Annotated in this window: 22 protein-coding genes; 15 read left to right on the top strand and 7 right to left on the bottom strand. The window is 63.5% G+C overall.

Translation table 11 applies throughout. The features are described 5' to 3' along the window. Nucleotides 1–101 precede the first annotated feature (101 nt). From purE to ABX298_RS10215, 4 genes are all read left to right on the top strand, one after another. Nucleotides 102–593 carry a 5-(carboxyamino)imidazole ribonucleotide mutase gene (gene purE / locus ABX298_RS10230; protein ID WP_003253304.1) on the top strand — a complete coding sequence of 164 codons (492 nt, stop codon included), beginning with the start codon at nt 102–104 and terminating at the stop codon, nt 591–593. 10 nt (nt 594–603) lie between these two features. Beyond that, entirely contained in the window at nt 604–1686 is a 1083-nt protein-coding gene (locus tag ABX298_RS10225; RefSeq protein WP_075046776.1) for a 5-(carboxyamino)imidazole ribonucleotide synthase, read from the top strand. A 96-nt stretch (nt 1687–1782) separates the two neighbouring features. Next, entirely contained in the window at nt 1783–2028 is a 246-nt protein-coding gene (locus ABX298_RS10220) for a GlsB/YeaQ/YmgE family stress response membrane protein (protein ID WP_012274863.1), read from the top strand. A 48-nt stretch (nt 2029–2076) separates the two neighbouring features. After that, complete coding sequence (locus tag ABX298_RS10215; RefSeq protein WP_161797630.1) at nt 2077–2610, top strand: DUF3299 domain-containing protein; 534 nt, start codon at nt 2077–2079, stop codon at nt 2608–2610. 124 nt (nt 2611–2734) lie between these two features. Here ABX298_RS10215 and ABX298_RS10210 read toward each other — a convergent pair whose 3' ends face one another. Further along, nucleotides 2735–3631, bottom strand: coding sequence for a D-hexose-6-phosphate mutarotase (locus ABX298_RS10210; RefSeq protein ID WP_367394362.1), 897 nt, complete (start codon nt 3629–3631; stop codon nt 2735–2737). Between the two features lie 71 nt (nt 3632–3702). Beyond that, complete coding sequence (locus ABX298_RS10205; RefSeq protein ID WP_003253317.1) at nt 3703–4101, bottom strand: acyl-CoA thioesterase; 399 nt, start codon at nt 4099–4101, stop codon at nt 3703–3705. Nucleotides 4102–4461: 360 nt separating this feature from the next. Between ABX298_RS10205 and ABX298_RS10200 the strand changes: the two genes are divergently transcribed. The 8 genes from ABX298_RS10200 to ABX298_RS10165 all read left to right on the top strand — a co-directional run bounded on the left by ABX298_RS10200 (nt 4462) and on the right by ABX298_RS10165 (nt 15154). After that, nucleotides 4462–5751 (top strand): MFS transporter, encoded by a 1290-nt coding sequence (locus ABX298_RS10200; RefSeq protein WP_085615976.1) that lies wholly within the window; start codon nt 4462–4464, stop codon nt 5749–5751. A 288-nt stretch (nt 5752–6039) separates the two neighbouring features. Continuing rightward, nucleotides 6040–7038, top strand: a complete 999-nt coding sequence (locus ABX298_RS10195; protein WP_013974822.1) for a phosphate ABC transporter substrate-binding protein PstS — start codon at nt 6040–6042, stop codon at nt 7036–7038. Between the two features lie 139 nt (nt 7039–7177). Next, complete coding sequence (locus ABX298_RS10190; RefSeq protein ID WP_085588835.1) at nt 7178–9466, top strand: ABC transporter permease subunit; 2289 nt, start codon at nt 7178–7180, stop codon at nt 9464–9466. A gap of 71 nt (nt 9467–9537) precedes the next feature. Beyond that, on the top strand, nt 9538–11154 hold the full coding sequence (pstA, locus tag ABX298_RS10185) for a phosphate ABC transporter permease PstA (protein ID WP_170978884.1): 1617 nt from the start codon (nt 9538–9540) through the stop codon (nt 11152–11154). A gap of 72 nt (nt 11155–11226) precedes the next feature. Beyond that, nucleotides 11227–12060, top strand: a complete 834-nt coding sequence (gene pstB / locus ABX298_RS10180; protein WP_003258171.1) for a phosphate ABC transporter ATP-binding protein PstB — start codon at nt 11227–11229, stop codon at nt 12058–12060. 168 nt (nt 12061–12228) lie between these two features. Continuing rightward, nucleotides 12229–12999, top strand: coding sequence for a phosphate signaling complex protein PhoU (gene phoU / locus ABX298_RS10175; RefSeq protein ID WP_013974818.1), 771 nt, complete (start codon nt 12229–12231; stop codon nt 12997–12999). 164 nt (nt 13000–13163) lie between these two features. Beyond that, nucleotides 13164–14060: a response regulator gene (locus ABX298_RS10170; RefSeq protein WP_367394361.1), complete on the top strand. Its 897-nt coding sequence runs from the start codon at nt 13164–13166 to the stop codon at nt 14058–14060. Nucleotides 14061–14257: 197 nt separating this feature from the next. Further along, on the top strand, nt 14258–15154 hold the full coding sequence (locus ABX298_RS10165; protein ID WP_238067080.1) for a M23 family metallopeptidase: 897 nt from the start codon (nt 14258–14260) through the stop codon (nt 15152–15154). Nucleotides 15155–15254: 100 nt separating this feature from the next. On the opposite strand, the gene ABX298_RS10160 is transcribed toward ABX298_RS10165, so the two are convergent. The 3 genes from ABX298_RS10160 to phoB form a co-directional block, all read right to left on the bottom strand. Then, the gene (locus ABX298_RS10160) at nt 15255–16595 is read right to left on the bottom strand and encodes a hemolysin family protein (RefSeq protein ID WP_013974815.1); all 1341 of its coding nucleotides are present in this window, start codon (nt 16593–16595) and stop codon (nt 15255–15257) included. Between the two features lie 173 nt (nt 16596–16768). Further along, nucleotides 16769–18076, bottom strand: coding sequence for a phosphate regulon sensor histidine kinase PhoR (phoR, locus tag ABX298_RS10155; RefSeq protein WP_025341127.1), 1308 nt, complete (start codon nt 18074–18076; stop codon nt 16769–16771). A gap of 48 nt (nt 18077–18124) precedes the next feature. Continuing rightward, nucleotides 18125–18814: a phosphate regulon transcriptional regulator PhoB gene (gene phoB, locus ABX298_RS10150; RefSeq protein ID WP_003253341.1), complete on the bottom strand. Its 690-nt coding sequence runs from the start codon at nt 18812–18814 to the stop codon at nt 18125–18127. A 172-nt stretch (nt 18815–18986) separates the two neighbouring features. Here phoB and ABX298_RS10145 point away from each other — a divergent pair, with 172 nt between their 5' ends. Then, on the top strand, nt 18987–19358 hold the full coding sequence (locus ABX298_RS10145) for a hypothetical protein (protein ID WP_286100775.1): 372 nt from the start codon (nt 18987–18989) through the stop codon (nt 19356–19358). Between the two features lie 120 nt (nt 19359–19478). Here the strand turns inward: ABX298_RS10145 and ubiA are convergent, their stop codons facing one another. Then, nucleotides 19479–20369 carry a 4-hydroxybenzoate octaprenyltransferase gene (gene ubiA, locus ABX298_RS10140; RefSeq protein WP_367394360.1) on the bottom strand — a complete coding sequence of 297 codons (891 nt, stop codon included), beginning with the start codon at nt 20367–20369 and terminating at the stop codon, nt 19479–19481. After that, the gene (locus ABX298_RS10135) at nt 20369–20926 is read right to left on the bottom strand and encodes a chorismate lyase (RefSeq protein ID WP_367394359.1); all 558 of its coding nucleotides are present in this window, start codon (nt 20924–20926) and stop codon (nt 20369–20371) included. Before ABX298_RS10135 ends, ubiA begins: the two co-directional genes overlap by 1 nt. 230 nt (nt 20927–21156) lie before the next feature. Here ABX298_RS10135 and ABX298_RS10130 point away from each other — a divergent pair, with 230 nt between their 5' ends. After that, nucleotides 21157–21324, top strand: coding sequence for a rubredoxin (locus ABX298_RS10130; protein WP_003253349.1), 168 nt, complete (start codon nt 21157–21159; stop codon nt 21322–21324). Nucleotides 21325–21340: 16 nt separating this feature from the next. Continuing rightward, the gene (locus ABX298_RS10125; RefSeq protein WP_085588827.1) at nt 21341–22489 is read left to right on the top strand and encodes an NAD(P)/FAD-dependent oxidoreductase; all 1149 of its coding nucleotides are present in this window, start codon (nt 21341–21343) and stop codon (nt 22487–22489) included. Nucleotides 22490–22624: the final 135 nt, after the last annotated feature.

Raw genomic sequence — 22624 nt, 5'->3', positions numbered from 1 at the left:
GATGCGTCCGGTCCTGATCAGCAAACAAGCCACGCCGGTCGTCCCGCGTGGCTTGTTGTTTTTTGACGCGCCCAAGGGCGCACAAGCGAAGAGGCTCGACGATGAGTGCACTGGTTGGCGTGATCATGGGCTCCAAGTCCGATTGGTCCACCCTTAGCCACACCGCCGATATGCTGGAAAAACTCGGCATTCCCTACGAGGTGAAGGTGGTTTCCGCCCACCGTACCCCGGATCTGCTGTTCCAGTATGCCGAGGAGGCTGAGGGCCGTGGCATCGAGGTGATCATCGCCGGTGCCGGTGGCGCAGCCCACCTGCCAGGCATGTGTGCCGCCAAGACCCACCTGCCGGTGCTGGGCGTGCCCGTGCAATCGTCGATGCTGTCGGGTGTCGATTCGCTGCTGTCGATCGTGCAGATGCCAGCCGGCGTGCCGGTTGCCACCTTGGCCATCGGTCGTGCTGGTGCAGTCAACGCCGCGCTGCTGTCTGCCAGCATCCTCGGCGCCAAGTATCCGCAGTACCACGCGGCGCTCAAGCAGTTCCGCACGGAACAGACCGACACCGTGCTGGACAACCCAGACCCGCGCCAGGCTTGAGGCTCAACCCATGAAGATCGGTGTAATCGGTGGCGGCCAGCTGGGCCGCATGCTGGCCCTGGCGGGTACCCCGCTGGGCATGAACTTCGCCTTCCTCGACCCGGCGCCGGACGCCTGCGCTGCGCCGCTGGGCGAGCACCTGCGTGCCGACTACGGCGACCAGGACCACCTGCGCCAGCTGGCCGACGAAGTCGACCTGGTCACCTTCGAGTTCGAAAGCGTCCCGGCCGAGACCGTGGCCTTCCTCTCGCAGTTCGTGCCGGTGTACCCCAGCGCCGAAGCGCTGCGCATCGCCCGTGACCGCCTGTTCGAGAAGAGCATGTTCCGCGACCTGGGTATCCCTACCCCGGCCTTCGCCGACATCCTCTCGCAGGCCGACCTGGACGCCGCGGTGGCCAACATCGGCCTGCCGGCCGTGCTGAAAACCCGCACCCTGGGTTACGACGGCAAGGGCCAGAAGGTGCTGCGCACGCCTGAGGACGTGGTCGGTACCTTTGCCGAGCTGGGCAGCGTACCTTGCCTGCTGGAAGGCTTCGTGCCGTTCACCGGCGAAGTGTCGCTGGTGGCCGTGCGTGCCCGTGATGGCGAAACCCGCTTCTACCCGCTGGTGCACAACACCCACGAAAGCGGCATCCTGCGCCTGTCGGTCGCCAGCCAGGCGCACCCGCTGCAGGCCCTGGCCGAAGACTACGTGGGCCGCGTGCTCAAGCAACTGGACTATGTGGGCGTGATGGCCTTCGAGTTCTTCGAAGTCGACGGCGGCCTGAAGGCCAACGAAATCGCCCCGCGCGTGCACAACTCCGGGCACTGGACCATCGAAGGCGCCGAGTGCAGCCAGTTCGAGAACCACCTGCGCGCCGTCGCCGGCTTGCCGCTGGGCTCGACTGCCAAGGTCGGCGAGAGCGCGATGCTCAACTTCATCGGTGAAGTGCCGGCGGTGGACAAGGTGGTTGCCATCGGTGACTGCCACCTGCACCACTACGGCAAGGCCTTCAAGGTTGGTCGCAAGGTTGGCCACGCCACCCTGCGCTGCCACGACATGGCCACCCTCGAGCGCAAGATTGCCGAAGTAGAAGCCCTGATCGGCAACTGATCGAACTTCTACCAGCGGCTTGCCCTCTGAAATGGCAACAAGCCAAAGCGCTGTCTAGGCTTTGGCTTGTTTCATCTTCACTGCAGAGGGATTGCCATGGGTATCATTGGAACCATCTTCATCGGCCTTATCGTCGGCCTGCTGGCCCGCTTCATCAAGCCGGGCGACGACAGTATGGGCTGGATCATGACCATCCTGCTGGGGATTGCCGGCTCGCTGCTGGCCACCTACGGCGGTCAGGCGCTGGGTATCTACCAGGCCGGGCAGGCTGCCGGTTTCCTTGGCGCGCTGATCGGTGCTGTGATCCTTCTGGTGATCTACGGATTCATCAAGAAACGCTGAATACTGGTTAGAATGCCCGGCAATTCATTCGAGTTGCCGAGCATTTTCATGCGTGCCTTTTTCCTCGCCCCACTGCTGTTGGCCAGCGCCCTGGCCCATGCCGAACTGCCTGAAACCGACTGGCTGGAGCTGATGCCCAAGTCGGACCAGCAGGCACTCGAGCAAATGCCCGATATCGACCACAACTCGCCGGAAGCCATGGGCACCTTTACCGACAAGGGCGGCCTGAAGCAGAGCAAGGGCCTGCCGGCGGTGATGTACTCGACCAAGACCGTGGCGGCCATGAACGGCAAGGATATTCGCCTGGGCGGCTACCCGGTGCCGCTGGAGAGCGACGCCAAGGGCAACAGCACGTTGTTCTTCCTGGTACCGTACCCGGGCGCGTGCATTCATGTGCCGCCACCACCACCGAACCAGCTGGTGCTGGTGCGCTACCCGAAAGGCCTGAAGATCGATGATATCTACACACCGCTGTGGGTCAGCGGCAAGCTGAAGGTGGAGAAGGTCAGCAATGACCTGGCCGATGCGGCCTATGCGCTGGATGCCGGGAAGGTGAGGGTGGTGGAGGACGCAGACCTCTGATTGCCTGCACTGGCCCTTTCGCGGGTAAACCCGCTCCCACAGGGTCTCCACAAACCTTGAATATTGTGGAGACCTTGTGGGAGCGGGTTTACCCGCGAAGGGGCCCGAACAGGCACTGCAAGACTCAGATCATTTCACAGCCAATCCTGACCCCCAGCGAGCTGCTGCCCCCAGGCTTCAATTCCACCAGGTCATCCCACACATTCGCCGTCTCGATGCACAGCATCCGCTGCCACCCATCATCAGCCATGTCCGGCAGATCCCTGGCCCGTTCAGTCCAAGGGTTCCAGATCACCGCCGAGCGCGACCCGCTGCTGGTCAAGGTAATGCGCCGCTCCCAGTGCGGGTCGACGATGCTCAGGGTTTGCGGGGTCGCCAGGTAGATCCGGTCAGTCTCCCCGGCAAACGCCAGTGGCCCCTGCTGCTGGCGCTGCTCCCAGTCAGCCAGGGTCTCGATATAGCTCAGCCCCTCCACCCCTTCGACCCGCGCTTGGCGCACGTCACTGACCGCGAAGTAGCTGTGCAGGGCCTGGCTGATGGTGACGGGGGTATTGCCCATGTTGCGGCTGGTCAGGTTCAGCTGCAGGTCCTCGCCCAACTCCACTACCAGCTTCAGCTCGACGTCATGAGGCCAGCCAGGCAGGTCACCCTGCGCTTCCGGCAGTTCGAATTCGATGCGCAGGCCTTCGCCCGCTTCCTCGATAGCCAGCAATTGCCAGTCGCGCGCGCGCGCCAGGCCGTGGGCGGGAGCCTGTTTGCCGTGGTACATGGCCTGCACGGCCTGGGGGTTGCGCTGCAGGTTGCCGAACCACGGCCAGCACACCGGCACACCGGCGCGTACCGACTTGTCCTGACGGAAGATGGCCTGGTCGCTCAGCCACAGCAGCGGTGGCTGGCCAACGCGCTGGTAGCTGAGGATCTGCGCGCCCTGCTGGGCGATCAGTAGTTCGACGTGGTCGCTGCTGATACGCCAGCAGTTGAGTTCGCCATGTTGCTCGGTTACGACCTGGAAGGTAGCCATTGCATTCATCTCATTGATTGCCAGTGGGCCTTGGACCCGGGCACATGCAATGAGTTTACCGCCGGCGTGGCTCAGCGACGAGGTACGGAGCGGGTGCGGCCACTGCCGTCGATGGCGACGAAGACGAAGACTGCTTCGGTGACCTTGCGCCATTCGCTGGACAGCGGGTCGTCGCTCCACACTTCGACCATCATCTGGATCGAGCTGCGGCCGATTTCCAGGGTCTGGGTATAGAACGACAACTGCGCGCCGACGGCGACCGGGACCAGAAAGGCCATGCGGTCGATGGCTACGGTGGCCACGCGGCCGCCGGCGACACGGCTGGCCATGGCGGTGCCGGCCAGGTCCATCTGGGCGACCAGCCAGCCGCCGAAGATGTCGCCAAACCCGTTGGTTTCGCGCGGCAGTGCGGTGATCTGCAAGGCCAGGTCACCTTGCGGGATAGGATCTTCTTGTTCGAGCTCAATCATGCGATGGGGCCTCTGACCCGTGACGCTTTTCGTTGGTGTGGCGCAAAGGCCGGGTAAACGATTCAGCTTGAAACATACTACGCCGATTTCGTTTCACTGAGCGGCCGTAGGGAAACTCTGCGAAACCGCCTGACATAAAGACCGGCGTTTTCGCACAACATCCCACGCTAGCAGCAACCTTTTCCTACGAACTGCCAGTATATAGAGCATAACGGCCAGCGACGACCGTGCATTCATGAATATGTGTAGGGATTTTGTATCGCTTCCGGCGCAGCTCAGCAATTTGCTATCTTCGCCTGTCTCCCACTCCAGAAGCCGCGTGCCAAGCGGCCTGCATGCCTACAAAGAGAACAATCAGCGATGACTTCCGTGCCGAGCAGTATCGAGCAGCCCTCGCGGCCGCTGACCCGCAGTGACTACAAGACTCTCTCACTGTCCGCCCTGGGCGGCGCGCTGGAGTTCTACGACTTCATCATCTTCGTGTTCTTCGCCACGGTGGTCGGCAAGCTGTTCTTCCCCGCCGACATGCCCGAATGGCTGCGCCTGATGCAAACCTTCGGCATTTTTGCCGCCGGCTATCTGGCGCGGCCGCTGGGCGGCATCATCATGGCCCACTTCGGCGACCTGCTCGGGCGCAAGAAGATGTTCACCCTGAGCATCTTCATGATGGCCCTGCCAACGCTGATCATGGGCCTGCTGCCCACCTATGCACAGATCGGCATGTGGGCGCCGATCCTGTTGCTGCTGATGCGCGTGATCCAGGGCGCGGCCATCGGCGGCGAGGTACCCGGCGCCTGGGTATTCGTGTCCGAGCACGTGCCAGAGCGCAACACCGGCTACGCCTGCGGCACCCTCACCGCAGGCCTGACTGCGGGTATCCTGCTTGGCTCGCTGGTGGCGACCCTGATCAACAGCGTCTACAGCGCGCAGGAAGTGGCCGATTACGCCTGGCGTATCCCGTTCCTGCTCGGCGGTGTATTCGGCCTGTTCTCGGTGTACCTGCGCCGTTGGCTGCACGAAACCCCGGTGTTCGCCGAGATGCAGCAGCGCAAGGCGCTGGCCGAGGAGCTGCCGTTGCGCGCGGTGCTGCGTGACCATCGCGGTGCGATCATCCTGTCGATGCTGCTGACCTGGATGCTGTCGGCCGCCATCGTGGTACTCATCCTGATGACTCCGGCGCTGCTGCAGAGCATCTACCACATCAGCCCCACCGACTCCCTCAAGGCCAACAGCCTGGCCATCGTGCTGCTCAGCTTCGGCTGCATCGGCGCTGGCAGCCTGGCCGATCGCTTTGGCGCGGGCCGGGTGTTCGTGATCGGCAGCCTGTTGCTGCTGGCGACCTCCTGGACCTTCTACCACAGCCTGCCTACGCGCCCCGAGCTGCTGTTCCCGCTGTATGCAGTGACCGGCCTGTGCGTGGGCGTGATTGGCGCGGTGCCTTATGTGATGGTCAAGGCGTTCCCGGCGGTGGTGCGCTTCAGCGGGCTGTCGTTCTCGTACAACGTGGCCTACGCAATCTTTGGCGGGCTGACGCCGATGGTGGTGACTGCGCTGCTCAAAGTCAGCCCGATGGCGCCGGCCTACTATGTGGCGGGGCTGTGTGCCGTTGGTCTGGTTGTGGGCGTGTACCTGCTCGCCAACAAGCGCTGATCGGCATGGCTGGCACAGTCATTGTGGGAGCGGCCTTGTGTCGCGAAAGGGCCGCAGCGCGGCCCCAAGGGCTCAGCGCAGAAGCATGAATTGCCGGGGCTGCCTTGCAGCCCTTTCGCGACACAAGGCCGCTCCCACAAAGATCGGCGTCTGTGGCGAGAAAGCGTGCGCTCTTCAGTGATGGCCTTTCATCCAATTGTCATATTCAAGTCATATCGTATTCATGCGGCCTGCAGATACTTGGGCCCGTTCCATCCAACACCCCAATATTCCTGCTAGGAGCAAGGCATGAAACTGAAGCGTTTGATGGCGGCCCTCACCTTTGCCGCCGCTGGCGTTGCAACCGCCAACGCGGTAGCCGCTGTCGATCCTGCGATCCCGACCTACACCAAGACCACCGGTGTTTCGGGCAACCTCTCCAGCGTCGGTTCGGACACCCTCGCCAACCTGATGACTCTGTGGGCCGAGGCCTACAAGAAGGAATATCCGAACGTAAACATCCAGATCCAGGCTGCCGGCTCCTCCACCGCGCCACCCGCGCTGACCGAAGGTACCGCCAACCTCGGCCCGATGAGCCGCAAGATGAAGGACGTCGAGCTGCAGGCCTTCGAGCAGAAGTACGGCTACAAACCGACCGCCATCCCGGTCGCCGTAGACGCCCTGGCCGTGTTCGTGCACAAGGACAACCCGATCAAAGGCCTGACCATGGCCCAGGTCGACGCCATCTTCTCTTCCACCCGCCTGTGCGGTGGCAAAGCCGACGTCAAGACTTGGGGTGACCTGGGCGTGACCGGCGACCTGGCCAACAAGCCAGTACAGCTGTTCGGCCGTAACTCGGTATCGGGCACCTACGGCTACTTCAAGGAAGAAGCCCTGTGCAAAGGCGACTTCAAGCCTAACGTCAACGAACAGCCTGGCTCGGCCTCGGTCGTGCAGTCGATCAGCTCCTCGCTGAACGGTATCGGCTACTCGGGCATCGGCTACAAGACTGCCAGCGTCAAGACCGTGGCCCTGGCCAAGAAGGAAGGCGGCGAGTTCGTTGAAGACAACGAAGCCAACGCCCTGAACGGCACCTACCCGCTGTCGCGCTTCCTGTACGTCTACGTCAACAAGGCCCCGAACAAGCCTCTGGCCCCGCTGGAAGCCGAGTTCGTCAAGCTGGTGCTGTCGCAAGCTGGCCAGCAGGTCGTGGTGAAGGATGGCTACATCCCGCTGCCGGCCAAAGTAGTCGACAAGACCTTGGCTGACCTGGGCCTGTCCCACGCAGGTAACGTCGCAAAAAAGTAAGTAATTGAAGGGGAGGCCGGCGCTGATGCCCGGCCTCTTCCACGAAATTCCAGTCCGAAGCCAGGTTTCCTGTGCGGCGGGCTTTCGTGCGTCACCACTTTGTAATGTTTTTGTCACACGGGACCGCTAGGGTGTGCGCATGAATGATCTGGCCAACTCCAACATGACCCAAAACTCCCAGCCCGTGCGGATTGATTTCAATACGCCGGAGTTGCAACGCAAGCGCCGCATGCGCGCGCTAAAGGACCGCCTGACCCGCTGGTATGTACTGGTGGGCGGGCTTGCCGTATTGGCGGCGATCACCCTGATCTTCTTCTATCTGGCCTATGTGGTGCTGCCGCTGTTCCAGGGCGCCGAGCTGACCAGCAAGAAAGCCCTGGAGCCGACCTGGCTGCAACAGGATGCCGGCAAGCCGCTGATGATCGCGCTTGAAGAGCAGAACCTGGTGGGCATGCGCGTTTCGGACAAGGGCCAGGCACTGTTCTTCGATACCAAGACCGGTAACGAGCTCAAGCGTTTCGACCTGCCGGTACCGGCAGGCACCCAGGTCACTTCGATCAGTGCCGACCAGCCGGGCAGTCCGCTGGTGGTGCTGGGCTTGTCCAATGGCCAGGCGCTGGTGTTCCACCACACCTACAAGATCACCTACCCGGACAACAAGAAAACCATCGCCCCCGGAATCGACTACCCGTACGGCGAGCAACCGTTCGTGCTCGACGAGCAGGGCCGTGCGCTGGAGCATGTCAGCGTCAACGTCAATGGCGACACCCTGCTGATGGCCGGTTCCACCGGCGCGCACCTGCAGGTGGTCGAGCTGACCCGCACCGAAAACATGATGACCGAAGAGGTCACCACCGAGCAGAACCGCATCGAATTGCCGCAGATGACCGAAACGGTGAAGAACATCTTCATCGACCCGCGTCAGCAGTGGCTGTACGTGATCAACGGCCGCGCCACCGCAGACGTGTTCAACCTGCGCGACAAGAGCCTCAACGGCCGCTACAAATTGTCTGAAAGCGCCGACACCGAAATTACCGCCACCGCCCAGCTGGTCGGCGGCATCTCGCTGATCATCGGCGACTCCAAGGGTGGCCTGGCTCAGTGGTTCATGGCCCGTGACCCGGATGGCGAATCCCGCTTCAAGCTGATCCGCACCTTCCAGATGGGCAAGGCCGCGGTCGTGCAGATCGACGCCGAAGAGCGCCGCAAGGGCTTCGTCGCCCTCGACGCCGCAGGCGAGCTGGGCGTGTTCCACAGCACCGCGCACCGTACCCTGCTGGTCGAGCCGGCCGCCGAAGGCCCTGGCATCCTGGCCCTTTCGCCACGTGCCAACCGCATCATCATCGAAGAAGGCGGCAAGCTGCTGCCACTGAGCCTGCGCAACCCGCACCCGGAAATTTCCTTCAGCGCGCTGTGGGGCAAGGTGTGGTACGAGAACTACGACGAGCCGAAATACGTCTGGCAATCGACCGCCTCGAACACCGACTTCGAGCCCAAGCTGAGCCTGTCGCCGCTGACCTTCGGTACCCTGAAGGCCGCGTTCTACGCCATGATCCTGGCGGCCCCGCTGGCGATTGCCGCGGCCATCTACACCGCCTACTTCATGGCCCCGGGCATGCGCCGCAAGGTCAAGCCGGTGATCGAACTGATGGAAGCGATGCCGACCGTGATCCTCGGCTTCTTCGCCGGCCTGTTCCTCGCCCCGTACCTGGAAGGCCACCTGCCGGGCGTGTTCAGCCTGTTCCTGCTGATGCCGCTCGGTATCCTGCTGGCCGGCTTCGCCTGGACCCGCCTGCCCGAGTCGATCCGCCTGCGTATCCCGGATGGCTGGGAAGCGGCGATCCTGATCCCGGTCATCCTGTTCACCGGCTGGTTCGCCCTGACCATGAGCCCGCACCTCGAGAACTGGTTCTTCGGCGGCGACATGCGCCTGTGGATCACCAACGACCTGGGGATAACCTACGACCAGCGCAACGCCCTGGTCGTGGGTATCGCCATGGGCTTCGCGGTCATCCCGAACATCTACTCCATCGCCGAAGACGCCGTGTTCAGCGTGCCGCGCAGCCTGACCCTGGGCTCCCTGGCCCTCGGAGCGACACCATGGCAGACCCTGACTCGCGTGGTCATCCTCACCGCCAGCCCGGGTATCTTCTCGGCGCTGATGATCGGCATGGGCCGTGCGGTGGGCGAGACCATGATCGTGCTGATGGCCACCGGCAACACCCCGGTGATGGAGCTGAACCTGTTCGAGGGCATGCGCACCCTGGCCGCCAACGTGGCCGTGGAAATGCCGGAGTCGGAAGTCGGCGGCAGTCACTATCGCGTGCTGTTCCTGGCCGCGCTGGTGCTGCTGATGTTCACCTTCATCATGAACACCTTGGCCGAGCTGATTCGCCAGCGTCTGCGCAAGAAATACTCGTCGCTTTGATAGAAAGGTAGCGATCCGTGAAAAAGGATTCCCTCAAAGGCTGGTTCAAGAGCGGCGCCCCAGGCGTCTGGATGAGCGGCGGCGCGGTGGCCATGGCAGTGATCATGACCGTTGGCCTGCTGGCGGTGATTGCCGTGCGCGGCCTGGGCCACTTCTGGCCGGCCGATCTTGTCCAGGCCACCTACAAGGTGCCGGGCCAGGCCGACCACGTCGTCATTGGCGAAGTGGTGCAAAAGGAAGAAGTACCCCGTGCCCGCCTGAAGGGCGCCGGCCTGCCAGTGCCTGACCAAGGCCCGGAGTTCATGACCCGTGAGCTGATCAAGGTGGGCAACCGCGATCTCAACGGCAGCGACTTCACCTGGGTGGTCGGCGACTGGCTGGTCGACGAAAAGCGCCCGACCGACCTGATCGCCCTGGAGCGTCGCGAGTGGGGCAACTTCTACGGCTACCTGGTCAGCGTCAAGGAAGAAGGCCGCGTGGTCGCCGAAGGTGCTGCCGCCTGGGCCGAGCTGCAGGCCCGCCTCAAGCGCGCCAACCAGCTCAACAGCGAACTGCAAAGCCTAGAGAAGAAAGACATCGGCGCCATCAACCATGGCCTTGAGCGCCTGCGTCTGCAGGCGCGCAAGCTGGAGCTGGACGGCAAGCTGGACGCCGCCGCCCAGGCCGACATGGACGCCGAGCGCGCCGAGCTGAACAGCCGCTACAAGGCCATCGAAGATCGCCTGACCGGCCTGCACCAGGCCTTCGCTCGCGACAGCCTGGTGGCCCGTGATGGCAACGGCCGTGAAGTGGAAATCAACCTCAGCAAGGTGGTGCACGCCATCCAGCCGAACGCCATGTCGGGGTTCACCAAGCTGGGCACCTACTTCACCAAGGTCTGGGAGTTCCTCAGCGACGACCCGCGTGAAGCCAACACCGAGGGCGGTATCTTCCCGGCCATCTTCGGTACCGTGATGATGACCCTGATCATGGCCGTGATCGTCACCCCGTTCGGTGTTCTGGCTGCCGTGTACCTGCGCGAATACGCCAGACAGGGCCCAGTGACCCGCCTGATCCGCATCGCGGTGAACAACCTGGCCGGTGTACCGGCGATCGTCTACGGCGTGTTCGGCCTGGGCTTCTTCGTCTATGTGCTGGGTGGCTCGATCGACCGCCTGTTCTTCCCCGAAGCACTGCCGGCGCCAACCCTGGGTACCCCGGGCCTGCTGTGGGCATCTTTGACCCTGGCGCTGCTGGCCGTGCCGGTGGTGATCGTGGCCACCGAGGAAGGCCTGGCGCGTATCCCGCGTACCGTGCGCGAAGGCTCGCTGGCCCTGGGCGCGACCAAGGCCGAGACCCTGTGGAAGATCGTCCTGCCGATGGCCAGCCCGGCGATGATGACCGGCATGATCCTCGCCGTGGCCCGCGCCGCCGGTGAAGTGGCACCGCTGATGCTGGTCGGTGTGGTGAAGTTGGCCCCGTCGCTGCCGGTGGACGGGAACTACCCGTACCTGCACCTGGACCAGAAGATCATGCACCTGGGCTTCCACATCTATGACGTCGGCTTCCAGAGCCCCAACGTCGAGGCCGCGCGGCCGCTGGTATATGCCACGGCGTTGCTGCTGGTGCTGGTGATTGCGGCCCTCAACCTCTCGGCCGTGTGGATCCGTAACCACCTGCGCGAGAAGTACAAGGCCCTCGACAGCTGATCCTGATTGCAAGCGTGCCGCCCGTGAGCCGGGCGGCCCTTTGAAACGAATTGTTAGCGTATGGAGTTGACCATGCAGCAAGAATCCCATACCCACGGCATCGACATGTCTGCCCTGGGCCGCGACAAGCAGAGCCTGCGCCTGGCCGAAGAAACCGTAGCCATCGAAGTGCCGGGCCTGAGCCTGTTCTACGGCGACAAACAAGCGCTGTTCGACGTGCAGATGAACATCCCCAAGCAGCGCGTGACCGCCTTCATCGGCCCGTCCGGCTGCGGCAAGTCGACCCTGTTGCGCACCTTCAACCGCATGAACGACCTGGTTGACGGCTGCCGCGTGGAAGGCGCCATCAACCTGTACGGCAACAACATCTACCGCAAGGGCGAAGACGTGGCCGAGCTGCGCCGCCGTGTGGGCATGGTGTTCCAGAAGCCCAACCCGTTCCCCAAGACCATCTACGAAAACGTGGTCTACGGCCTGCGCATCCAGGGCATCAACAAAAAGCGCGTGCTCGACGAAGCGGTCGAGTGGGCGCTGAAGGGCGCGGCCCTGTGGGACGAGGTCAAGGACCGCCTGCACGATTCGGCACTGGGCCTGTCCGGTGGCCAGCAGCAGCGTCTGGTCATCGCCCGTACCATCGCCGTGGAGCCGGAAGTGCTGCTGCTCGACGAACCGTGCTCGGCACTGGACCCGATCTCGACGCTGAAAGTCGAGGAACTGATCTACGAATTGAAATCCAAGTACACCATCGTCATCGTGACCCACAACATGCAGCAGGCGGCCCGTGTTTCGGACTACACCGCGTTCATGTACATGGGCAAACTGGTCGAATTCGGGGATACCGACACCCTGTTCACCAACCCGGCGAAGAAGCAGACCGAAGACTACATCACCGGTCGCTACGGCTGATCGCCGCTCCGGATAGGTACCTGGCCCCTGTGGGAGCGGGTTTACCCGCGAAGCAGGCGCCGCGGTGTCTGGCACCGGCTTCGCCGGTGTTCGCGGGTAAACCCGCTCCCGCAGGCCAGGGAACGAGACGAACAAATTGAAGCTTGCAGCTTCTTCGCGGAGCGAACGATGATCAACAAAGAAAGCCTTACGCATCACATTTCCCAGCAGTTCAACGCCGAGCTCGAAGAGGTGCGTAGCCACCTGCTGGCCATGGGCGGGCTGGTCGAAAAGCAGGTCAACGACGCAGTCACTGCGCTGATCGAAGCCGACTCGGGCCTGGCCCAGCAAGTGCGCGAAGTCGACGAGCAGATCAACCAGATGGAGCGCAACATCGACGAGGAGTGCCTGCGCATCCTCGCCCGTCGCCAGCCGGCGGCCTCCGACCTGCGCCTGATCATCAGCATCTCCAAGTCGGTGATCGACCTGGAGCGCATTGGTGACGAGTCGACCAAGATCGCCCGCCGCGCCATCCAGCTGTGCGAGGAAGGCGAGTCGCCGCGCGGCTATGTCGAGGTGCGTCACATCGGCGATCAGGTACGCAACATGGTCCGCGACGCGCTGGACGCCTTTGCCCGCTTCGACGCCGACCTGGCGCTGTCGGTGGCCCAGTACGACAAGACCATCGACCGTGAATACAAGACCGCCCTGCGTGAGCTGGTGACCTACATGATGGAAGACCCGCGCTCGATCTCGCGGGTACTGAGCGTGATCTGGGTCCTGCGTTCGCTGGAGCGTATCGGCGACCATGCGCGCAACATCTCCGAGCTGGTGATCTACCTGGTGCGCGGCACCGACGTGCGTCACATGGGCCTCAAGCGCATGACGGCAGAAGTGCAGGGCACTGCTGTTTCCGACGGCGAAAACGCTAATGTTCCGGCCGAACCTGACGATAAGTAAGGTTGCTCCCGAGCATCGACGCCCGGCCTTGGCCGGGCGTTTTCGTTTGCGGTCGAGGAGCCGGCAGGCACCCGCGAACGATGTGAAGAAGTCCCGGCGTGACCAGGTTGTAGCAAGTGGCCATTATTCGGCGGTAGGCTAGTCGGGATTCAGAAGGAGTATCGATGAGTAAAGTGAATGTGCTGGTCGTGGATGACGCCCCGTTTATCCGTGACCTGGTCCGCAAATGCCTGCGTAATGCCTTCCCGGGCATGACCATCGACGACGCCGTCAACGGTCGCAAGGCCATGGCCATGCTGGGCAAGGAAGCGTTCGACCTGGTTCTGTGCGACTGGGAGATGCCGGAAATGTCCGGTCTGGAACTGCTCACCTGGTGCCGCCAGCAGCCTGAGTTGAAGAACCTGCAGTTCATCATGGTGACCAGCCGTGGCGACAAGGAAAACGTCATCCAGGCGATTCAGGCGGGCGTTTCCGATTTTGTCGGCAAGCCGTTCACCAACGAGCAATTGCTGACCAAGGTGAAAAAGGCCCTGACCAAGATCGGCAAGCTCGACAGCCTGATGGCCAGCGGCCCGGCACGGGTCAACTCGGCGTTCGCCAATGACTCGCTGAATGCGCTGACAGCCGGCAAGCCTGAAGCGGTGAAGGTCACGGCTCCAGCGCCGGCGCCTGCACCCGCCAGGCCTGTTGCCAGTGCCCCCCGGCCCGCCGCTCCAGCGCCCACCGGCCGTGGCCAGGGCCAGTTGCGCCTGGCCGGCGGCATGCAGCCGTGCGTGATCAAGGCGCTGAGCTTGAAAGAGGCCTTGCTGGTGGTGCGCCGTGGCGAAGCGCTGCCCCAAGTGCTGGAAGGCGCAGTGCTGGACCTGGAGCAGGGCGAGAACGCCGAAGTCGCGCGCTTGAACGGCTACCTGCATGCCGTCGCGGCACTGGAACCCAAGCCCGACAGTGACTGGTTGCAACTGACCTTCAAGTTCGTCGACCAGGATGCCCAGAAGCTCGACTACCTGTCGCGGCTGATTGCCCGCGGGACGGCGCAGAAGCATTTCACCCCGGGCGCCTGAGTAATGACTACTGGCCCATTGCCGGCAAGCCAGCTCCCACAGGTACAGCGTCAACCTCTGGCCTTGTGCATTTCCTGTGGGAGCTGGCTTGCCGGCGATGGGGCCAGTCCTGTTGACGCCATCCGACCAACTGTCATACCCGCCGCAAAACCCCCTGCTAGGCTTCGACAAATCATAACTGTCAAAAAGCCACTATCATGCCCGCCCGCCTGCTGCTGTTCTGTGCATTGCTCATGGCCTCGGCGTCGAGCCTGGGCATGACTATCTACGAGATCACCGATGATGGCCGTGTGACCTCCTATTCCGACCGGCCCGGCCCCGGTGCCAAAACCTATGTGCGGCGCGTACCCATGGTCGAAGTGCCCGAAGGCCAGGTGCTGCTGAACGCGATAACCTTCAACGGTGGCGTGAGCTTTTCGGCCCGCAACCAGCTGCATGTGCCGGTGGAGGTAGAGCTGCGCCTGGACAACCTGGTGAACGCACAAGGTGGCAATGCCCCGCGTACCGTGCGCCGGGTACTGCCGCCGCGCACCACGCAAATGCTCAGCGTGCTCAGGGGGCGCCCCGGGATGTTGCTGAACTACCGCTCGACCCTGCTGCAGGCCATGGGCGACCCGGGCAAGCGGCCCCAGGGCTTCCGCTATGCATTCCCCTGGATTGGCGGGCCGTTCCGCGTGACCCAGGGCCCCAATGGACGGGTCAGTCATTTTGGGCCCAAGGGGCGTTATGCCATGGATATCGCCATGCCCGAAGGCACCACCATCATCGCGGCGCGGGAAGGGGTGGTGGTGAAGACGGAGAACAGCCAGAGCGGGCGCGGCCCCAACCCGTCGGGCAATTTCGTCAGGATCCTGCACCCGGACGGTACCATGGGCGTGTACCTGCACCTGATGCGCGGGTCGGTGGTAGTGGCGGAGGGGCAACGAGTGCGGCAGGGGCAGATGCTGGCCAAGTCGGGCAATACTGGCAACAGCACCGGGCCGCACCTGCATTTCGTGGTGCAGCGCAATGTGGGGTTGGCGCTGGAGTCGATACCTTATCGGTTCGACAGGCCGATCGGAGGGTTGCCTGACTTCACTGCGGGTAATCCATGATCCGTGTCGGCTTCTTCGCGGGCTCGCCCGCTCCCACAGGTAATCTGAAAGGCCTGGCCTTTGGTGATCCTGTGGGAGCGGGCGAGCCCGCGAATGGCCCTCAATCCAGCTTGAGCACCTTGGCCAGCACGATCTTCGGCCCTTTCATCTTCTTGATGATGATGCGCAGCCCTTCGACCTCCAGCACTTCCTCTTCTTCAGGCACGCGCTTGAGCGTCTCGTAGACCAGACCGGCGAGGGTTTCTGCCTCGATATGGTCAAGGTCGACGCCCAGCAGGCGCTCGACCTTGAACAGCGGCGTGTCGCCACGCACCAGCAGCTTGCCCGGCTGGTAGGCGAGGATGCCGCGCTCGGTCTTGCGGTGCTCGTCCTGGATGTCGCCCACCAGCACTTCCAGCACGTCTTCCATGGTCAGGTAGCCAATCACCTTGCCATCGGCTTCCTCCACCAGCACGAAGTGCGCGCCGCCCTTGCGGAACTGCTCCAGCAACTGCGCCAGCGGCATGTGCCGCGACACGCGCTCCAGTGGCCGTGCCAGGTCGTCGAGGTCGATGGTTTCGGGCAGGTGCTCGAGTTCGGCCAGCTCCAGCAGCAGGTCCTTGATGTGCAGCAGGCCGGTGAATTCTTCACGCTCGGCGTCGTACACCGGGTAGCGGCTGAACTTGTGGCGGCGCACCAGGGCCAGTATCTGCTTCAACGGCGCATGGGCGTCGATGCTGACCATGTCCTCGCGCGAGTTGGCCCAGTCGACCACCTCCAGCTCGCCCATTTCTACGGCCGAGGCCAGCACGCGCATGCCTTGGTCGCTCGGGTCCTGGCCACGGCTGGAGTGCAGGATCAGCTTGAGCTCTTCACGGCTGTAGTGGTGCTCGTGGTGTGGGCCGGGCTCGCCCTGGCCGGCAATGCGCAGGATGGTGTTGGCGCTGGCATTGAGCAGGTAGATGGCCGGGTACATCACCCAGTAGAACAGGTACAGCGGCACGGCGGTCCACAGCGACAGCAGCTCGGGCTTGCGGATGGCCCAGGACTTGGGCGCCAGCTCGCCGACCACGATGTGCAGGTACGAGATGACGAAGAAGGCGACGAAGAACGAGATGGCCTTGATCAGCTCGGGCGTGTCCACGCCCAGGTAGGCCAGCAGCGGCTCGAGCAGGTGGGCGAACGCCGGTTCACCGACCCAGCCCAGGCCCAGCGAGGCGAGGGTGATGCCCAGTTGGCAGGCTGACAGGTAGGCGTCGAGCTGGTTGTGTACCTTGCGCAGGATGCTGCCACGCCAGCCATGCAGCTCAGCGATGGACTCGACGCGGGTGGCGCGCAGCTTGACCATGGCGAACTCGGCGGCAACGAAGAAGCCGTTGAGCAGCACCAGGAGCAATGCAAAGATGATCATGCCGAAATCGGCGAATAACGAGGTGAGGCTGATACCAGGGGAAGGGTCCATGATGGAGTTTTTACGGGGTCCGTCTTCGAGATAGAGAGAAAAAAAGTGCCAGCTCTTGCTGGCACAGGGGGTCCAATGTAGCGGCTGGTGCGGCAAAAGCAAAGGGCGGTGGACTTATTGCGGTCCCTGTGGGAGCGGGCGTGCCCGCGAAGGGCTGCGCAGCAGCCCCGATCTCAAGCCTTGCCGTTGGCCAATTGTGCCGGCGCGAAATGACAGGTAAAGGTACTGCCATGCCCCGGCACGCTGCTGATCTCCAGCTTGCCGCGGTGGCGCATCAGCACATGCTTGACGATCGCCAGCCCCAGCCCGGTGCCGCCGGTATTCGACGCACGGCTGGAATCGACCCGGTAGAAGCGCTCGGTCAGGCGTGGCAGGTGCTTGGCATCGATGCCCACCCCCGAGTCCTGCACCGACAGGTGCGCGCCCTGGGCATCGGCCCACCAGCGAATACGGATGCTGCCTTCGTCCTGGGTGTACTTGACCGCATTGAACACCAGGTTGGAAAAGGCACTGCGCAGCTCCGACTCGCTGCCCTTCAGCTGCACGCCAGGCGCGGCTTCCAGGGTGATGCGCTGGTTGCGGGGCCCGGACAGGGCCTGGGCGTCGTTCTTGATCGCGGCAAGCAAGGCATCGACCGCCACTGGCTGGTTGTCCGACGGGTAGTCGGTGGCCTCCAGCTTGGCCAACAGCAGCAGGTCGTTGAGCAGTGTCTGCATGCGCGAGCCTTGCTGGCTCATCTGCTGCAGGGCTCGGCCCCAGCGCGGGTTCACGTCTTCGACGTTGTCCAGCAGGGTTTCCAGGTAGCCGGTGATCACCGTCAGCGGCGTGCGCAGCTCGTGGGACACGTTGGCGACGAAGTCCTTGCGCATCTGCTCCAGCTGATGGATGCGGGTAACATCGCGCACCAGCATCAGGTGCTCGTTGTTGCCGTAGCGGGTGATGTGCAGCTGCACGCGCATGCGGTCGTTGATCGGCGAGGGGATTTCCAGCGGCTCGAGGTAGTTCTCCGCCTCGAAGTATTCCTTGAAGCGCGGGTGGCGCACCAGGTTGGTCACCTGCTGGCCGCCGTCCTGTGGGGTCTTGAAGCCCAGCAGAGTCTCGGCGGCGCGGTTCCACCATTCCAGGTTGCCGTCGCTGTCCAGCATGATCACCGCGTCACGCAGCGCGGCGGTAGACTCCTGCACCCGGTCGATCACCGCCTGCAGGCGGCCGCGCACGCGCTGGTCGCGGCGTTGCAGGTGATAGATGCTGTCGAACACTTCGCCCCAGAGGCCGTAGCCATCGGGCGGTGCTTCGTCGGGTTGGTGGTTGCGCAGCCAGTCATGCAGGCGCAGCAGTTGCTTGAGGGTCCAGCCCAGGTAGAGCGCCAGGCCGATGGCCAGGCTCCAGCCATAGTAGCCGCTGACCAGCCCGCCGATCAGGCAGACGGTGATCAGCAGCAGCAGGTGGCGAATCAGGGTCGCGTGCCAGTTCTGGTTCAATTGACGGTCCTTGTACAACGACGTGCAGCTTGGCGCTTTTCAGCTCGATCAGCTCTTGGTCGAGAAGCGGTAGCCGGTGCCCCGGACGGTTTGTACCAGATTTTCGTAGGCTTCACCCAGTGCCTTGCGCAGGCGGCGGATGTGTACGTCGACGGTGCGCTCTTCGACATAGACGTTACCGCCCCACACCTGGTCCAGCAGCTGGCCACGGGTGTAGGCGCGCTCCTGGTGGGTCATGAAGAACTGCAGCAGGCGGTATTCGGTAGGGCCCATCTCGGCCGGCTTGCCGTCGATGGTCACGCGGTGGCTGATCGGGTCGAGCAGCAGGCCGCCGACTTCGATTGGTGCCTCGCTATCGCTCGGGCCGGTGCGGCGCAGCACGGCTTTCAGGCGGGCGACCAGTTCACGCGGCGAGAACGGCTTGGTGATGTAGTCGTCGGCGCCCACTTCCAGGCCCTGGATCTTGTTGTCCTCTTCACCCTTGGCGGTGAGCATGATGATCGGGATGTCGCCGGTCAGCTCGTCGCGCTTGAGGCGGCGGGCCAGTTCGATGCCGGAGGTGCCCGGCAGCATCCAGTCGAGCAGGATCAGGTCCGGTTTGCGGTCGACGATGATCGCGTGGGCCTGTTGTGAGTTTTCCGCTTCCAGGCAGTCATAGCCGGCCATTTCCAGGGCAACGGCGATCATCTCGCGAATTGGTGCTTCGTCGTCGACGATCAGAATGTTCCTGCCAACCATGCTCAAAACCTCTCCTGGATACGGTGTCTTGGCCCGCATTAGATAACGGAATTATTGCAGCTGTGTGACAGGGTGTTGGCCGTTCTGGCGACATTCCATGACTGAACTAGGCTTGAAAGGGCCGTAGTTGTGGCAACCAGAACTCAATCCCCCCGAAACAATGGTGAATCCAATGACACGACAAACGCTGAGCTGGATGGCCCTTTTCACTGCGCTGGCGCTCCCGGGGGTGGCCTTGGCCGACCATGCGATGGAGAAGGGCGGGATGTTGGTCGATCATGCCGGCATGACCCTGTACACCTTCGACAAGGATGCGGGCGGCAAGTCGATGTGCAATGGCGAATGCGCCACCAACTGGCCGCCGCTGATGGTGAAGGCCGATGACGAGCCTGCCAAGGACAAGTGGACGGTGGTGATGCGCGATGACGGCACTAAACAGTGGGCCTACGACGGCAAACCGCTGTATACCTTCGTCAAGGACAAGAAGGCCGGGGACAAGACCGGTGATGGCGTGAAGGACGTCTGGCATATCGCCAAGCCTTGAGATTGCCGGGGCCGCTTCGCGGCCCATCGCAGGCAAGCCAGCTCCCACAGGTCATGTGCAAGCTTCAAGGGCAGCGCTGCACCTGTGGGAGCTGGCTTGCCGGCGATAGGGGCCTCAGCTTCAACGCAGTGCGTAATCCAACACTACCCCGATAAACACCAGCAACCCCGCCCAGTGATTGTGCAGAAACGCCTTGAAGCACGACTCCCGGTCCAGCTTGCGCGTCGACCAGTACTCCCAGGCAAAGCACGCCGCCGCGCCCAGCAGCCCCAGGTGGAACCAGCCACCCAGCTCGAAGCGGCTGCCGGCCAGCAACAGGCAGCCCAGCGACAGCAGCTGCAAGGTCAGGATGATGGTGCGGTCTGCGTCGCCGAACAGGATAGCGGTCGACTTCACGCCTATCTTCAGGTCGTCATCACGGTCGACCATGGCGTAGTAGGTGTCGTAACCCACCGTCCACAGCAGGTTGGCGATATACAGCAGCCAGGCGCTGGCCGGCAGCTCGCCACCCGCTGCGGTGAAGGCCATGGGAATGCCCCAGGAATACGCCGCCCCCAGCACCACCTGCGGGTAATAGGTGTAGCGCTTCATGAACGGGTAGCAGAACGCCAGTGCCACCGCACCGAACGACAGCCAAACCGTGCGGCTGTTGGTACACAGCACCAGCAGGAAGCTCACTCCGACCAGGATGGCGAACAGCGCCAGTGCTTCGCGCGGGCGGACCCGGCCGCTGGCCAGGGGGCGGTCGGCGGTACGTTTGACGTGGCCGTCCACCTTGCGGTCGGCAAAGTCGTTGATGCAGCAGCCTGCGGCGCGCATCAGCACCACACCGAGGCCGAAGATCAGCACGTTGGCCAGGCTTGGTGAACCGTTGCCGGCAATCCACACCGCCGACAAGGTCGGCCACAGCAGCAGATAGATACCAATCGGCCGGTCCATGCGGCTGAGCTGGACGAAGTCCCAGGCCCGCGGGTGCAGGCGGTTGAGCGACTTGAGCAGTTGCAGGTACATCAGCGGTTTTCCTCCTTGGCCGCTTGCCACAATGCTGGCAGAAACACCTCTGCCACCAGCAGGTCCAGGCCGCCACGTTCGAAGCGCGAACGGCGGCCCCACAACGCCGCGTGGGCGGCTTCGCCCGGCAGCCAGGCCTGTGGATAACTGCACACCTCGATGGGGTGGCGGATGAATGCCTGGTCACAGAACAGCAACTCGCCCAGCGAACGGCTGCCCAGGGTTTCCAGGTCCAGCCCGCCGCGCTCCAGGGCGCTGCGGCTGGCGACGCTGCGGGCGAACACCCAGGGTTGGCCATGGCCGCGCAGGTACACCTCACGCACCCAGCCTTCGGCGCTAGCGGCGATGCCCAGTGCCTGGCATTCGTCATCGCGCAGCGGCTGCCAGCCCTCGAACAGCGGGGTGACGGAGAAGTGATCGTTGGACAGGCGGGTCAGGCGGCGGGTCAGCGAGCCCTCGTCGAACAGCCAGTCAAGGGTGGGCTGGTCGATGTCGGTCGCCAGCCGTGAATACGGCAGCCACGCGACAGCGGCTGCTTGCGGGGATTCGTACGACACGTCGGTCTGCTTGTTACAACCAGAGAGGCGGCGAGCTTAGCATGATTGCCCCGACTGCTTGCATACTGCCGACAGGGCCGCTACAAAGCCCCACGAATTGCGCGCTGGCCTCTTCGCGGGCGCGCCCGCTCCTACAGGTTATGCACAACTCCTGTGGGAGCGGGCATGCCCGCGAAGAGGCCATCAGCAGCAACACAACGCTCCAGCCTGAACCGAGGAAACCCACCCCCATGAAAAAGTGGCAATGTATTGTCTGTGGCCTGATCTACGACGAAGCCGAAGGCTGGCCAGACGACGGCATCGCCCCCGGCACCCGCTGGGAAGACGTGCCTGAAGACTGGCTGTGCCCCGACTGCGGCGTGGGCAAGAGCGACTTTGAAATGATCTCCATCGGCTAATCGAGGAAAGCACGACATGACGTCCCCTGTGGTAATCATCGGTACCGGCCTTGCGGGCTACAACCTGGCCCGTGAATTTCGCAAGCTCGATGCGCAGACGCCGCTGCTGCTGATCACCGCCGATGACGGTCGTTCCTACTCCAAGCCCATGCTGTCCACCGGCTTTGCCAAGCAGAAGGACGCCGACGGCCTGTGCATGGCCGAGCCGGGCGCCATGGCCGAGCAACTGAATGCCGAGATTCGCACCCATACCCGCATCAGCGGCATCGACCCGGGCCACAAGCGTTTGTGGATAGGTGAAGAGGCGGTGGAATACCGCGACCTGGTGCTGGCCTGGGGCGCGCAGACGGTGCAGGTGCCGATCGAAGGTGATGGCGGCGATCGAGTGTTCCCGATCAACGACCTGGAAGACTACGCGCGCTTCCGTGCCGCCGCCGTCGGCAAACAGCGCGTGCTGATCCTCGGTGCCGGCCTGATCGGCTGCGAATTCGCCAACGACATGAGCCTGGGCGGCTTCCAGGTCGATGTGGTGGCGCCGTGCGAGCAAGTCATGCCGACCCTGCTGCACCCGGCCGCTGCCACTGCCGTGCAGGCCGGGCTGGAAGGCCTGGGCGTGCGTTTTCACCTCGGCCCGGTACTGACCCGCCTGCAGCAGGTGGCCCAGGGGCTGGAGGCGCACCTGTCCGACGGCAGCGTGATCGCCTGCGACCTGGTGGTTTCGGCCATCGGCCTGCGCCCGCGCACCGACCTGGCCGCCGCCGCTGGCCTGCAGACCAACCGAGGCGTTTGCGTGGACCGACAGTTGCGCACGTCCCACGCCAACATCTTTGCCCTTGGCGACTGTGCCGAAGTCGATGGCATCAACCTGCTCTATGTGATGCCGCTGATGAGCTGTGCCCGGGCCCTGGCGCAAACCCTGGCCGGCAAGCCGACAACGGTCGCCTACGGGCCGATGCCGATCACCGTGAAAACCCCGGCCTGCCCGCTGGTGGTCTCGCCGCCGCCCCAAGGCCACGAAGGCACCTGGCAGGTAGAGGGGCAGGGCAGTGACCTCAAGGTGCTCTGCCTTGATGCAGAGGGCAAGCTGCTGGGCTACGCCCTCACCGGGGCGGCCGTGATGGAAAAGCTGGCCCTGAATCGCCAGCTGCCGGCCGTGATGGCGTAAATAGCTGGCGTTCTGTCGGATTTATCCTGTTGTTGCTTGCACAATGGCCGCCCAGATACTGGCGCGGCCCCTGTGCACGTGCCATCCTCACTTCCGTCTGCCGCAGATTAGAGCCTGCGGTGCCTTGAGCGCTGC

The sequence above is a fragment of the Pseudomonas sp. X4 genome (assembly GCF_040784925.1).
Classification (GTDB): Bacteria; Pseudomonadota; Gammaproteobacteria; order Pseudomonadales; family Pseudomonadaceae; genus Aquipseudomonas; species Aquipseudomonas putida_Z.
This window is presented reverse-complemented; position numbering and strand designations above follow the sequence as displayed.

Bases quoted from the DNA above. Each gene is read 5' to 3' on its own strand.
- ABX298_RS10200 (WP_085615976.1), top strand. From the start codon at position 4,462: ATGACTTCCGTGCCGAGCAGTATCGAGCAGCCCTCGCGGCCGCTGACC.
- ABX298_RS10210 (WP_367394362.1), bottom strand. From the start codon at position 3,631: ATGGCTACCTTCCAGGTCGTAACCGAGCAACATGGCGAACTCAACTGC.
- ABX298_RS10130 (WP_003253349.1), top strand. From the start codon at position 21,157: ATGAAAAAGTGGCAATGTATTGTCTGTGGCCTGATCTACGACGAAGCC.
- ABX298_RS10215 (WP_161797630.1), top strand. From the start codon at position 2,077: ATGCGTGCCTTTTTCCTCGCCCCACTGCTGTTGGCCAGCGCCCTGGCC.
- ABX298_RS10190 (WP_085588835.1), top strand. From the start codon at position 7,178: ATGAATGATCTGGCCAACTCCAACATGACCCAAAACTCCCAGCCCGTG.
- ABX298_RS10170 (WP_367394361.1), top strand. From the start codon at position 13,164: ATGAGTAAAGTGAATGTGCTGGTCGTGGATGACGCCCCGTTTATCCGT.
- pstB (WP_003258171.1), top strand. From the start codon at position 11,227: ATGCAGCAAGAATCCCATACCCACGGCATCGACATGTCTGCCCTGGGC.
- ABX298_RS10220 (WP_012274863.1), top strand. From the start codon at position 1,783: ATGGGTATCATTGGAACCATCTTCATCGGCCTTATCGTCGGCCTGCTG.
- ABX298_RS10205 (WP_003253317.1), bottom strand. From the start codon at position 4,101: ATGATTGAGCTCGAACAAGAAGATCCTATCCCGCAAGGTGACCTGGCC.
- ABX298_RS10125 (WP_085588827.1), top strand. From the start codon at position 21,341: ATGACGTCCCCTGTGGTAATCATCGGTACCGGCCTTGCGGGCTACAAC.
- ubiA (WP_367394360.1), bottom strand. From the start codon at position 20,369: ATGTACCTGCAACTGCTCAAGTCGCTCAACCGCCTGCACCCGCGGGCC.
- ABX298_RS10160 (WP_013974815.1), bottom strand. From the start codon at position 16,595: ATGGACCCTTCCCCTGGTATCAGCCTCACCTCGTTATTCGCCGATTTC.
- ABX298_RS10165 (WP_238067080.1), top strand. From the start codon at position 14,258: ATGCCCGCCCGCCTGCTGCTGTTCTGTGCATTGCTCATGGCCTCGGCG.
- phoU (WP_013974818.1), top strand. From the start codon at position 12,229: ATGATCAACAAAGAAAGCCTTACGCATCACATTTCCCAGCAGTTCAAC.
- ABX298_RS10225 (WP_075046776.1), top strand. From the start codon at position 604: ATGAAGATCGGTGTAATCGGTGGCGGCCAGCTGGGCCGCATGCTGGCC.
- ABX298_RS10195 (WP_013974822.1), top strand. From the start codon at position 6,040: ATGAAACTGAAGCGTTTGATGGCGGCCCTCACCTTTGCCGCCGCTGGC.
- phoB (WP_003253341.1), bottom strand. From the start codon at position 18,814: ATGGTTGGCAGGAACATTCTGATCGTCGACGACGAAGCACCAATTCGC.
- pstA (WP_170978884.1), top strand. From the start codon at position 9,538: ATGAGCGGCGGCGCGGTGGCCATGGCAGTGATCATGACCGTTGGCCTG.
- ABX298_RS10145 (WP_286100775.1), top strand. From the start codon at position 18,987: ATGACACGACAAACGCTGAGCTGGATGGCCCTTTTCACTGCGCTGGCG.
- purE (WP_003253304.1), top strand. From the start codon at position 102: ATGAGTGCACTGGTTGGCGTGATCATGGGCTCCAAGTCCGATTGGTCC.